Raw genomic sequence first — 14000 nt, 5'->3', positions numbered from 1 at the left:
CCCTTAACCCCCTTAAGAAACCCCCTAACCCCCCAAGACCGCTTTTTTCAAGAGATTATCGCTTGATTAAAATCAAGCTCTTTTATTTATCTTTTTTATCTCACTCTCACTTTTTTATCTTTATAAAGCCTGAATATTTTAGAGCTAGAGCTTTCAAACAAACCCCTTTCATCGCTCACAATCACATCAGCGAGGCTGGAAGCGATTTCTTTATCATAAGCGCATTGGGTGAGGTTGGCTGAGGTGCTATAAAGCGTTTTAAAACGCTTTAAAAAATCCCCATGCCTGCCCCTAACCACACGAACGGCCTTATAGTTAGGATAAATGAAAGTGGTTTTAAGGCTTCTTCTGATGAGGTTTTTAAAAGCGTTGGGCGCGCGCACCAGACTTTTTAAGGTGGTAAAATCAGCGCTTTCTGTTAAAACGCTTTGGTTTTTAGGGCGATTTTTTAAGGCGTTGAGCCTTTCGCTGTCTTTAGAAAGCAGTCCTATCGTGGTATCGCTTTGAGCCAGATACACTAACGCCATCAAACTACTTTAAATAATCTTGTAAGGCTAACAACTCGTCTTCTTTAGAGCTTTCTTCTAACGCTAAAATCAAGACTTCTATCGCGCTTAAAGTCGTGAAATAACTCACATGATTTTTAAGCACAGAAGCGCGAATGAGTTTGGCGTCATCTTGAGATTTGTGATCGCTGGTGTTGATAGCCATGCTGATTTCCCCATTCATCATTAAATCCATGATATTGGGGCGGCCTTCAGAGATTTTAAGCACTTTCAAAGACTTAACCCCAGCTTTTTCCAAAGCTTTATGCGTGCCTTCTGTGGCGCACAATTCAAAACCCAATTCAACCAATCGCTTCATTAAAACGCATGCTTCTTCTTTATCCTTATCTTTAATAGAGACAAAAATAAGCCCCTTGTTTTTAATGGGGTTAAAGCAAGCCGTTTGAGCCTTGAAAAATGCAAGCCCTAAAGATCTAGCAATCCCCATCACTTCGCCGGTGCTTTTCATCTCAGGCCCTAAAATCAAATCCGATCCATAAAGTTTATTAAAAGGGAAAACCGCTTCTTTTAAAGCCACAAAATGGGGTATTTTAGGCTTATAAACGCCATTAGAATACCCCACGATATTTTTTTTATCATAGAATTTCAAGGCTTCTTTCAAATCTTCTGACACCATAACCCTAGTCGCAACTTTGGCTAAAGGAACGCCTAAAGCCTTGCTTAAAAAAGGCACGGTTCGGCTGGCTCTGGGATTGACTTCAATCAAATAGAGCGAATTGTGATGCACAGCAAATTGGATATTCAATAGCCCTACTACGCCTAAATGCAGAGCGATTTTTGCGCTCACTCGCTCAATTTCATCTAAAATTTTAGGGCTTAGAGTGGAAGGGATAAAGCACGCCGAATCGCCTGAATGGATCCCAGCTTCTTCAATATGCTGTAAAATACCGGCAATATAGACCTCTTTTTTATCGCAAATAGCATCCACATCTAATTCCACCGCTTTTTCTAAAAACTTATCAATGAGGAGCGGGTTTTTAGGGCTAATCTCTAAAGCATGCGTAACGCTTTCTAGATAATGGTGCAGTTCTTCAATATTTTCTAAAATTTGCATGTGTTGGCCGCCTAGCACATAACTAGGGCGCACGATAATAGGGAAACCAATCACATTAGCGATACTATAGGCTTCATCAACGCTCTTAGCCATGCCGTTTTTGGGCTGCTTGATGTCAAGCTCTTTTAAAAAGAGGGAAAATTTTTCTCTGTCTTCTGCAATATCAATCACCTTAAAAGGCGTGCCAATAATGGGGGCTTGCATTTTGGCTAAATCTTTAGCGAGTTTTAAAGGGGTTTGTCCCCCAAAATGCACGATAATGCCATCCACGCACTCCCTTTGAATGATAGTCTTCACGCACTCAAAATGAATGGGTTCAAAATAGAGCGTATCGCTGGTATCATAATCCGTGCTCACCGTTTCTGGATTGCAATTGAGCATGACGCTTTTAATGTTTAAATCTTTCAAAGCAAAGCTCGCATGCACGCAACAATAATCAAATTCAATGCCTTGACCGATGCGGTTAGGCCCAGAGCCTATGATTAGGATTTTCTTTTCTTTCTTTTCTTGTTTGTTTTCAATAGGAGGCAAAGGATTGGGGGCATAGGTGGAATACAAATAAGGCGTGAGCGATAAAAACTCCGCCGCACAAGTGTCCACTTCTTCAAAATGGGGCGCGATTTGTAAATGCATTCTGGCTAATTCCACTTCAAAAGGACTCACCTCTAAATTTTCATTTTCTTTGATTTTAGCGGCAATCCTGACATCGCTAAAACCTAAACTTTTAAGCCCTCTTAATTTTTTGGCGTCCGTTAAAACGCTAGAATTGATGCTTTCTTCTGCCTTGACTAGCTTTTGGATTTGGGATAAAAACCACCTGTCAATCTGGCATAATTCAAAAACTTCATCAACACAAACGCCAAGCCTGAACGCATCAGCGATATAGAGCAAGCGCTTGAAATTCGGCCGGCGGATTTCCTTTTTTATCATTTCTAAATCTTTGCTTAACGATTCAAACCCTAGCCAATTGTTTTCCAAAGAGCATAACGCTTTTTGTAAGGCTTCTAAGAAATTCCCCCCTATCGCCATCACTTCGCCAATGCTTTTCATAGAAGTTCCTAAAGTGCTAGAAACACCGGCAAATTTTTCAAACGCAAAGCGAGGGATTTTCACCACGATATAATCCAAACTAGGCTCAAAACTCGCCGGGGTGTTGGTAATATCGTTTTGGATTTCATCTAAGCTAAAACCCACCGCAAGCATGGTAGCCACTTTTGCAATGGGAAAACCGGTCGCTTTTGAAGCTAATGCGGAGCTACGGCTCACTCGTGGGTTCATTTCAATCACGACCATTCTTAAAGTCTCTGGGTGGATCGCAAATTGCACATTACTCCCGCCCGTATCCACGCCAATTTCTCTCAAAATCGCAAAGCTCGCATCGCGCATGCGTTGGTATTCTTTATCGGTTAAGGTGAGGCTTGGAGCGATCGTGATGCTATCGCCGGTATGAACGCCCATGGGGTCAATGTTTTCAATACAGCACACAATGATGCAATTGTCCTTGCTGTCTCGTATGACCTCCATTTCGTATTCTTTCCACCCCAACAAGGACTCTTCAATCAAAATTTCATTAATGGGCGAAGCGTCCAGGGCATTTTTAGCCAATTCTTGAAACTCTTCAATATTATAAGCGACCCCACTCCCTCCCCCAGCCAGAGTGAAACTCGCTCTGATAATGGCTGGAAAGCCAATTTCATTAATGGCTTCTAGGGCTTCTAACTCGCTATAAGCGTAACGCCCTTTAGGCAAATCCATCCCGATTTTTAACATCGCTTCTTTGAAAGCCTGCCTGTCTTCGCCTTTTTTAATCGCTTCAATCTTAGCCCCTAAAAGCTCCACGCCTTCTAACATGCCCTTTTGGTGCATTTGCATGACCGCATTCAAAGCGGTTTGCCCGCCCATTGTGGGTAAAATAGCGTCAATCTTTTCTTTTTCAATGATAGCAGCGATATTTTCTGGGGTGATGGGTTGGATATAAGTTTGATGAGAAAATTCAGGGTCAGTCATCACGGTGGCCGGGTTAGAATTGATTAAGATCACTCTATAACCTAAAGATTTTAGGGTTTTACAACTTTGAGTCCCTGAGTAGTCAAACTCGCAAGCTTGCCCGATCACAATAGGACCTGATCCTATCAGTAGGATGTTGGAAATATCGGTGCGTTTAGGCATAACTAATCCTTAAAGAAAGAATATCAACGAAGCGTTATCAATATTTTAGAATATTTTTTATTAGGTTTTTGCGTGGCGTCCCCCCCTATTTTTTCAAACTATTTGTCTCTGTCTGAAAAAATACCAATGATTTGCAAGATAGAAATAAAGACATTCAAAAAATCTAAATACAAGTCCACCGCCGCATCAATGGGGCTATCATACATGCCTTTAACGATGTTTTGGGTGTCATAAGCGATGTAAAGACTGAATAAAATCGCACTCGCTCCCGCAATGACAACCTGGAACATGGGACTACCCAAAAACAAGTTAATGAGCGAACACACCACCACCACAATCAAAGCGATAAAGAGCATTTTACCCATATTCGCTAAGTCGTTTTTAGTTTTAAGGGCATACACGCTCATCAAACCAAAAACAATAGTTGTCATGCCTAAAGCTTGCCAAATCGCTCCCAAACCAGCTTTTGCGATCACCATACCCAACAAAGGCACCAAAGTAACCCCTGATAATGAAGTGAAAGCAAACAGCATGAATAAATTCAATCCGGGTTTGGATTTAGAAAATATCAAACCAAAAAGCGCCGCAATTTCAGCGATAAAAAACACCCATTTATACTGCACTACGGTCTGAAAATTCATTAAACCCAATAACGCCCCAATAGTCGCTAGTAACAAACTGCCCGCAAAGAACTTGTAAGTCGTTTTAACAAAACTTACCAACTCGCTTTCATGCGATAAAGAATTTTCTGCATACGCATTATGAGAATTAGCTCTGTCATACAATGCCATGTTTTACTCCTTGAATTTCAACTCAATCAATAATTTTAATTAACCCTACAGCTAGGTCCAATATAATAGCGCAAAATGTAGTAAAATACCAAACAAAACCCCCTAAAATTGAAATTGAAGTCTGAAAATAGGATAATAGTTACGATGAAAATTTTTATCAATGGATTTGGCCGCATTGGGAGATGCGTTTTAAGAGCGATTTTAGAGCGTAGCGATAACCCTAACTTAGAAGTGATAGGCATCAATGACCCTGCTAATTGGGAAATTCTCGCTTATCTTTTAGAGCATGACAGCGTGCATGGGCTGCTCAACAAAGAGACGCATTATTCTAATGGTAAGCTTATTATCGGCTCGTTAGAAATCCCTGTTTTTAATAGCATCAAAGACTTGAAAGGCGTGGATGTTATCATAGAGTGTTCAGGGAAGTTTTTAGAGCCTAAAACGCTGGAAAATTATCTTTTGCTTGGGGCTAAAAAGGTTCTGTTATCCGCTCCCTTTATGGGCGAATACGATGAAAAACAATACCCTACTTTGGTGTATGGGGTCAATCATTCTCTCTATCAAAACCAGGCCATTGTTTCTAACGCCTCTTGCACGACTAACGCTATCGCACCCATTTGCGCCATTTTAGACAAAGCTTTTGGCATTAAAGAGGGCATGCTAACGACCATTCACAGCTACACGAGCGATCAAAAACTCATTGATTTGGCCCACCCTTTAAACAAACGGCGCTCAAGAGCGGCCGCAAGCAACATTATCCCCACCACCACTAAAGCTGCTCTGGCCTTGCATAAAGTTTTACCCAATCTCAAAAACAAAATGCATGGGCATAGCGTGAGAGTGCCTAGCCTTGATGTGTCCATGATAGATTTGAGTTTGTTTTTAGAAAAAAAGGCCTCTAAAGATCCCATCAATGATTTATTGATTGAAGCTTCCAAAGGGGTTTTAAAAGGCGTGTTAGAGATAGATTTAAAAGAAAGGGTGAGTTCTGATTTCATTTCTAACCCTAGCAGTGTCATAATCGCACCCGATTTGACTTTCACGCTAGAGAATATGGTCAAAATCATGGGGTGGTATGATAATGAATGGGGGTATTCTCATCGTTTGGTGGATATGGCGCAATTCATGTATCATTATTAAGTCATTTTGCGAATCTTTTTGAGTTTGTTTAACATCAAGTTGTATAATGTGGGATTTACAAAAACGATTGGAGTTTTAAGTGGCGTTTAAAAAGGTTAGATTGATTTCTAAGTTTATTTCAAAGGGATCTTTCAAATTAAACAAGATTTCAAAGAAAATTTTCAAATTGAATCAAATCTTGAAGCGTGAAAAGCCCTTAAAACGCCATAAAAAAACAAAATCCATTAAAAAGCCCTTCAATCAAAACAAATCTTTTTTAAAAGCTTCGGTTTTATTGATAGGAGCGTTGGGGGGATTATCTCACCTAAGGGCTAGCGAATGCCGTTATTGGTCATGGTCGTCTTGGAGTTATCAAGATAATATTGAAAGCGGCCCTAATTCGCCCACGCACAACTCTTATTGTCTTTTTAATAGCGCTCAAGGCTCTGGGACTTACTATTTGAACACCCTTACCACTTATAGTGCTGGTGGGGCTAGTTTCACGCAAAAATTCAATAATGGCACGCTTAATGTGGGAGGGAATATCCGCTTTGGAGGCACGGGTGTCAATGGAGGTGATGTAGGGTATATCACAGGCACTTATGACGCTCAAACGATTAATTTTAATTCTAGCCGTATCACAACCGGCAACTCATTTTCTACTGGCGGTGGGGCCACTCTCAATTTTAATGCGGCTAACCATATCACTATCGATCAAGCCAGCTTTGATAACGGCGATGCAGGAACACAGCACTCTTACATGAATTTCAGTGGTTCTAACATCAATGTGAGCGACTCTAGCTTTACAGACGACACCAATGGGGGCTTTAGTTTCAGCGCGAATGGGACTAACAGCAATCTCTCTTTTGACAAAACGAACTTCAATCAAGGCACTTATAAATTCACTAACAGCGCTAACTTAAACTTCAACAACAGCACTTTCAATCAAGGGACTTATAACTTTAATAGCACTCAATCCACTTTTAATAACAGCACTTTCAATCAAGGGACTTATAACTTTAATAGCACTCAATCCACTTTTAATAACAGCAATTTCAATCAAGGGACTTATAGTTTTACTGACAATACAGGTTTAAACTTTGATAACGACACTTTCAATCAAGGGACTTATAACTTTAATACAAGCAAGGTGAGTTTTTCAGGCGCTAACACTTTAAATTCAAGTTCGCCTTTTGCTAGTCTTAAAGGCAGTGTGTCTTTTGGTTCTGGTGCGATTTTTAACCTCAATCAAACCCTTAATACCAATCAAACCTATGACATTCTCACCACAAACGGAACCATCCAGTATGGGGTTTATCAAAGCTATTTGTGGGATTTGATCAACTATAAGGGCGATAAAGCCATAAGCCATGTTGAAGTGGGTAATAACACTTATGATGTAACCTTTGACATTAACGGGCAAGATGAAACCTTACAAGAAACCTTTAGCAATCAAGCCATTACCACCCAATTTTTAGGGGACGATTTACAAGCCAAAGCCCAAGCAACCTACCAACAAGACTTGAGTAACTCCCAAACCGCTTTAAATAACGCTACTAGTGATAATAAGATCGCAAGCAATGATACAAGTTACACCAACAATCAAAACACCACTATCAAAAAAGACGCTCAGAATTTAGAAAACACCGACCAAACCATCCAACAAGACAAACAAGCGTTAGAAAAAGATTTAGCTAGTGTCAAACAATTAGCCAACTCCACAACAGGCTTTAACCAACAAGCTTTCAATCAAGCCCAAAGCACAGAACAACAAGATTTACAAACCTTACAAGAGAATGAAAATACTTTTAACGCTGAACAAGAGGGATTAAAACAAGCGATAGCTAACGCTAAGCCTGCAAGCCCTACACCAAGCCCTACACCCGCTCCTACAAAACACACAGCGCAAAACACTCCCCCTAATAAAGTTCCACCAACGCCCCCTACTCAAAATTTACCCACAACGAATGTGTGGAATGGGGTCTATAACCTTCAAAATCAAACTTACTCGCAAAAAGGCGTTTATTATATTGATCCCAATCTTTCAGGACAGAGCGGTCAAAGCGGTAACACGCTCAACACTTATACAGCCAATTTGTTAGGAAGAAGTTTTGGCGTGAATATCCAAAATGGCACTTTGATCATAGGGAATAACACAGAGAGCGTGAATGATAATGGGTTGATTTGGATAGGGCATGGAGGCTTTGGCTATATCACGGGGACTTTTAATGCGGCTAATATTTATTTGACCAATAATTTTAAAACCGGTGAAGGCGTTTCAGGCTCAGATGGTGGGGGAGCGAACATCACCTTTAAAGCAAGCGATAATATCACTATGGATGGCTTGAATTATAATGACGCTGAAACCGTTACTAAAATGATTCAAACGGGGGCTAGTCAGCATTCCTATGCCGCTTTTGACGCTACAAACAATATCAGCGTGACTGATTCCAGTTTTAGCGATATGACTTGGGGGAAATTCAGTTTTAGCGCTAAGAACATTTCGTTTTCTAACGCTTCGTTTAGCGGCTTTACAAACCCTGGAGGATCAAGCGTTATCAGCGCTAATGCCGCTAATTCTTTAAGCTTTAGCAATTCTCGTTTGAATGGTGGAGCAATCTATAATTTGCAGGCTAATAGCCTTATTTTCAATAACACGCAAGCGGTTTTTAATGTCTTGTATTCTAGGGGGACAAGCAATTTTAACGCTACCACACAGCTTTTAGGCAACACGAATTTTACGCTTAGTTCTCAAAGTTTGCTCAACTTTAATGGCGATACAACCTTGCAAAACAACGCCAATATCACGCTTGGCAATAAAAGTCAAGCCGCTTTTAAAAATTCTTTAACGCTTGATAATAATTCTAATTTAAGCTTAGACAATCAAAGCGTTTTGAATGCCAATGGCACAAGTGCTTTTAACAATCAAACGAGTCTCAATATTTATAACGGGAGTCAAGCAACCTTTAACAGCCTCTTTTTTAATGGTGGGATACTCAGTCTTAACGCTAATAGCAAGCTCAACGCTTCTAGCGCTAGTTTTTCAAACAACACCACTATCAATTTAGACGATAGCGTTTTATCGGCTAGCAACACAAGCTCTTTAAACGCTGATATCAATTTTCAAGGCGCAAGCCAGGCTAATTTTGGAGGCAACACGACTATTGATACGGCAAGCTTTAATTTTGACAGCACAAGCTCATTGAGTTTTAATAACCTTACGGCTAATGGGGCGTTAAATTTTAATGGTTATGCGCCCTCTTTGACTAAGGCTTTAATGAGCGTTAGCGGGCAGTTTGTTTTAGGGAATAATGGGGATATTAATTTATCTGACATCAATATTTTTGACAACATTACAAAATCTGTAACCTACAACATCCTAAACGCTCAAAAAGGCATTGCTGGCATTAGTGGGGCTAATGGCTATGAAAAAATCCTTTTTTATGGCATGAAAATCCAAAACGCTACCTATAGCGACAACAATAACATTCAAACTTGGTCGTTTATAAACCCTCTCAATTCTTCTCAAATCATTCAAGAAAGCATTAAAAATGGGGATTTAACCATAGAAGTTTTAAATAACCCTAACTCGGCTTCTAACACTATTTTTAATATCGCTCCTGAGCTTTATAATTATCAAGCTTCTAAGCAAAATCCTACCGGTTATAGCTATGATTATAGCGATAACCAAGCAGGCACTTATTACTTGACAAGCAACATTAAAGGTCTTTTCACCCCTAAAGGCTCTCAAACGCCTCAAACCCTAGGCACTTATAGCCCGTTTAACCAGCCTTTGAATAGTTTGAATATCTACAATAAGGGTTTTTCTAGTGGAAATTTAAAAACGCTTTTAGGGATTCTTTCTCAAAATTCCGCTACCTTAAAAGAAATGATTGAATCCAATCAATTAGACAATATCACTAGCATCAATGAAGTGTTGCAACTCTTAGATAAGATTAAGATCACCCCAGCGCAAAAGCAAGCGCTCCTAGAAACCATCAACCATTTGACTGACAACATCAATCAAACCTTTAGTAATGGGAATCTCGTTATAGGCGCTACTCAAGATAATGTTACAAACTCTACTAGCTCTGTATGGTTTGGGGGCAATGGTTATAGCAGTCCTTGCGCACTAGATAGCACCACTTGTTCTTCTTTTAGAAACACTTACTTGGGGCAATTATTAGGCTCAACTTCCCCCTATTTAGGCTACATCAACGCTGATTTTAAAGCTAAAAGCATTTATATCACTGGAACGCTTGGAAGCGGTAACGCCTTTGAAAGCGGAGGGAGCGCGGATGTAACCTTTCAAAGCGCTAATAACTTAGTGTTGAATAAAGCTAACATAGAAGCTCAAGCTACAGACAATATTTTTAATCTTTTGGGTCAAGAAGGGATTGATAAAATCTTTAATCAAGGGAATTTAGCGAATGTTCTCAGTCAAATGGCTATGGAAAAAATCAAGCAAGCCGGCGGTTTAGGGAACTTTATAGAAAACGCTCTAAGCCCTTTGAGTAAGGAATTGCCCGCTAGCTTGCAAAATGAAACCTTAGGCCAACTTATAGGTCAAAATAATTTAGATAATTTATTGAATAACAGTGGAGTCATGAATGAAATCCAAAATATTATCAGTAAAAAACTAAGCATTTTTGGTAATTTTGTTACCCCATCAATCATAGAAAACTACCTTGCTAAGCAGTCTTTAAAAAGCATGCTGGACGATAAAGGGCTTTTGAATTTTATCGGTGGGTATATAGACGCTTCTGAATTAAGCTCTATTTTAAGCGTGATTTTAAAAGATATTACTAATCCCCCTACAAGCCTGCAAAAAGACATTGGTGTGGTGGCGAACGACTTGTTGAACGAGTTTTTAGGACAAGATGTTGTTAAAAAGCTAGAAGGTCAAGGCTTAGTGAGCAATATCATTAATAATATTATTTCTCAAGGAGGATTAAGCGGCGTTTATGATCAAGGTTTGGGGAGCGTGTTGCCACTCTCTTTACAAAACGCTCTCAAAGAAAACGATTTAGGCGCTCTTTTATCGCCTAGAGGCTTGCATGATTTTTGGCAAAAAGGGTATTTTAACTTTTTAAGCAATGGCTATGTTTTTGTCAATAATAGCTCTTTTAGCAACGCTACAGGGGGCAGTTTGAATTTTGTCGCCAACAAGTCTATTATTTTTAATGGCGATAACACGATTGATTTTAGCAAGTATCAAGGCACATTGATTTTTGCTTCTAATGATGTTTCTAATATCAATATCACAACCCTAAACGCTACTAACGGCTTAAGCCTTAATGCGGGTTTGAATAATGTGAGCGTTCAAAAAGGGGAAATTTGTGTCAATTTAGCCAATTGCCCCACAACCAAAAACAGCTCTTCTACAAACTCTAGCTTAACCCCCACTAATGAATCTTTGAGCGTGCGCGCTAACAACTTCACTTTCTTAGGCGCAATCGCTTCTAATGGGGCTATTGATTTGTCTCAAGTAAAAAATAATAGCGTTATAGGCACGCTCAATCTTAATGAAAATGCGGCCTTGCAAGCCAATAATTTAACGATCACTAACGCTTTTAACAACGCCTCTAACTCTACAGCTAACATTAATGGTAATTTCACCTTAAACCAACAAGCGACTTTAAGCACTAACGCTAGTGGTTTGGATGTCATGGGGAATTTTAATAGCTATGGCGATTTGGTGTTTAATCTCAATCATTCAGTTAGCCATGCTATTATCAACGCTCAAGGCATAGCAACGATTATGGCTAATAACAATAACCCCTTAATCCAATTCAACGCTTCTTCAAAAGAAACAGGCACTTACACGCTCATTGATAGCGCTAAGGCCATTTATTACGGGTATAACGACCAAATCACAGGAGGCAATAGCCTAGCCGATTATCTTAAGCTTTACACGCTCATTGACATTAATGGCAAGCATATGGTGATGACTGACAACGGCTTAACTTATAATGGGCAAGCCGTGAATATTAAAGATGGCGGTTTAGTTGTAGGCTTTAAAGATTCTCAAAATCAATACATTTACACTTCCATTCTCTATAATAAAGTGAAAATCGCTGTTTCTAATGACCCTATCAACAACCTACAAGCCCCCACTTTAAAACAATATATCGCTCAAATTCAGGGCACTCAAGGTGTGGATAGTATTGATCAAGCTGGAGGCAGTCAAGCGATTAATTGGCTCAACAAAATCTTTGAAACTAAGGGAAGTCCTTTATTCGCTCCCTATTATTTAGAAAGCCATTCTACAAAAGATTTAACCACGATCGCTGGAGATATTGCGAACACTTTAGAAGTCATCGCTAACCCTGATTTTAAAAATGATGCCACTAATATTTTACAGATCAATACCTACACCCAACAAATGAGCCGTTTAGCCAAGCTTTCTGACACTTCAACCTTTGCTAGCGCTGATTTCCATGAGCGTTTAGAAGCCCTTAAAAACAAGCGATTCGCTGATGCGATCCCTAACGCTATGGATGTGATTTTAAAATACTCTCAAAGAAACAGAGTTAAAAATAATGTGTGGGCGACAGGAGTTGGAGGGGCTAGTTTTATTAATGGAGGCACTGGGACTTTATATGGTATCAATGTGGGGTATGACAGGTTTATTAAGGGCGTGATTGTGGGAGGTTATGCCGCTTATGGGTATAGCGGGTTTCATGCAAACATCACTCAATCAGGCTCTAGCAATGTCAATATGGGTGTTTATAGCCGAGCCTTTATCAAAAGAAGCGAATTAACGATGAGCTTGAATGAGACTTGGGGATACAATAAGACTTTCATCAACTCTTATGACCCCCTACTCTCAATCATCAACCAGTCTTACAAATACAACACCTGGACGACTGACGCTAAAATCAATTACGGCTATGATTTCATGTTTAAAGATAAAAGCGTTATTTTTAAACCTCAAATAGGCTTAGCCTATTATTACATTGGCTTATCTGGTTTAAGGGGCATTATGGATGATCCTATTTACAACCAATTCAGAGCCAATGCTGACCCTAATAAAAAATCCGTTCTAACGATTAATTTTGCCCTAGAAAGTCGGCACTATTTCAATAAAAACTCTTATTATTTTGTGATTGCGGATGTGGGCAGGGATTTATTCATCAATTCTATGGGGGATAAAATGGTGCGTTTCATCGGTAATAACACCCTAAGCTATAGAGATGGTGGCAGATACAACACTTTTGCTAGCATTATCACAGGCGGGGAGATAAGGTTATTCAAAACCTTTTATGTGAATGCCGGCATAGGGGCTAGGTTTGGGCTTGATTATAAAGATATTAATATTACCGGAAATATTGGTATGCGCTATGCTTTTTAATGGTATCATTAAACCTATTTTTAACAAGCCCAATTCATAATAGGATCACCCATGCAAAAAACCTTATTTTCTTTTTTATCTTTGCCTTTATCTTTATCTTTTTGTATCGCTGAAGAAAATGGGGCGTATGCGAGCGTGGGGTTTGAATATTCCATTAGCCATGCCATCCAACACAATAACCCTTTTTTCAATCAAGAACGCATCCAAATCATTTCTAACGCTCAAAATAAAATCTATAAACTCAATCAAGTCAAAAATGAAATCACGAGCATGCAAAACACCTTTGCATACATCAACAACAATTTAAAAAACCATTCTCAATTAACCCCTACTGAAATGCAAGCTGAGAAATACTACCTCCAATCCACGCTTGAAAATATTGAAAAAATAGTGATGCTTAGTGGTGGCGCTGCATCTAACCCCCAATTAGTCCAAGCATTAGAAAAAATACAAGAACCCACTAATAGCCCTTTAGAATTTGAAGAAAACTTAAAAAATTTAGAAGTGCAATTCAATCAATCCCAAAACCGCATGCTTTCTTCTTTATCTTCTCAAATCGCTCAAATTTCAAATTCCCTAAACGCGCTTGATCCCAATTCTTATTCTAAAAACATTTCAAACATGTATGGGGTAACTTTGAATGTGGGTTATAAGCATTTCTTTACCCAGAAAAAAAATCAAGGGTTTCGCTATTACTTGTTCTATGACTATGGCTATACTAATTTTGGTTTTGTGGGTAATGGCTTTGATGGTTTGGGCAAAATGAATAACCACCTTTATGGGCTTGGAATAGACTATCTTTATAATTTCATTGATAACGCGCAAAAACATTCTAGCGTGGGTTTTTATGCGGGCTTTGCTTTAGCGGGGAGTTCGTGGGTAGGGAGTGGTTTGAGCATGTGGGTGAGCCAAACGGATTTTATCAACAATTATTTGACCAATTATCA

At 39.4% G+C, this 14000-nt stretch carries 6 protein-coding genes; 3 read left to right on the top strand and 3 right to left on the bottom strand.

Annotated elements, in window-relative coordinates:
* Nucleotides 1–95: 95 nt before the first annotated feature.
* The 3 genes from FIM44_RS08020 to FIM44_RS08010 all read right to left on the bottom strand — a co-directional run bounded on the left by FIM44_RS08020 (nucleotide 96) and on the right by FIM44_RS08010 (nucleotide 4580).
* Nucleotides 96–527 carry a Sua5 YciO YrdC YwlC family protein gene (locus tag FIM44_RS08020; RefSeq protein ID WP_140579677.1) on the bottom strand — a complete coding sequence of 144 codons (432 nt, stop codon included), beginning with the start codon at nucleotides 525–527 and terminating at the stop codon, nucleotides 96–98.
* Between the two features lie 4 nt (nucleotides 528–531).
* Nucleotides 532–3789: a carbamoyl-phosphate synthase large subunit gene (gene carB / locus FIM44_RS08015; RefSeq protein WP_140579675.1), complete on the bottom strand. Its 3258-nt coding sequence runs from the start codon at nucleotides 3787–3789 to the stop codon at nucleotides 532–534.
* Nucleotides 3790–3887: 98 nt separating this feature from the next.
* Nucleotides 3888–4580, bottom strand: coding sequence for a Bax inhibitor-1/YccA family protein (locus FIM44_RS08010; RefSeq protein ID WP_140579672.1), 693 nt, complete (start codon nucleotides 4578–4580; stop codon nucleotides 3888–3890).
* A 144-nt stretch (nucleotides 4581–4724) separates the two neighbouring features.
* Between FIM44_RS08010 and gap the strand changes: the two genes are divergently transcribed.
* The 3 genes from gap to FIM44_RS07995 form a co-directional block, all read left to right on the top strand.
* The gene (gene gap, locus FIM44_RS08005; RefSeq protein WP_140579671.1) at nucleotides 4725–5720 is read left to right on the top strand and encodes a type I glyceraldehyde-3-phosphate dehydrogenase; all 996 of its coding nucleotides are present in this window, start codon (nucleotides 4725–4727) and stop codon (nucleotides 5718–5720) included.
* 79 nt (nucleotides 5721–5799) lie between these two features.
* Complete coding sequence (locus FIM44_RS08000) at nucleotides 5800–13053, top strand: vacuolating cytotoxin domain-containing protein (RefSeq protein WP_140579670.1); 7254 nt, start codon at nucleotides 5800–5802, stop codon at nucleotides 13051–13053.
* Nucleotides 13054–13104: 51 nt separating this feature from the next.
* Nucleotides 13105–14000: outer membrane protein (locus FIM44_RS07995; RefSeq protein ID WP_140579669.1), on the top strand; the 896-nt coding region annotated here is incomplete at its 3' end.

The organism is Helicobacter pylori, assembly GCF_006440215.1.
Classification (GTDB): domain Bacteria; phylum Campylobacterota; class Campylobacteria; order Campylobacterales; family Helicobacteraceae; genus Helicobacter; species Helicobacter pylori_CS.
Note: the sequence above shows the minus strand (reverse complement) of the source record. Positions and strands in the feature narration are given on the sequence as shown.

Bases quoted from the DNA above. Each gene is read 5' to 3' on its own strand.
- carB (WP_140579675.1), bottom strand. From the start codon at position 3,789: ATGCCTAAACGCACCGATATTTCCAACATCCTACTGATAGGATCAGGT.
- gap (WP_140579671.1), top strand. From the start codon at position 4,725: ATGAAAATTTTTATCAATGGATTTGGCCGCATTGGGAGATGCGTTTTA.
- FIM44_RS08010 (WP_140579672.1), bottom strand. From the start codon at position 4,580: ATGGCATTGTATGACAGAGCTAATTCTCATAATGCGTATGCAGAAAAT.
- FIM44_RS08020 (WP_140579677.1), bottom strand. From the start codon at position 527: ATGGCGTTAGTGTATCTGGCTCAAAGCGATACCACGATAGGACTGCTT.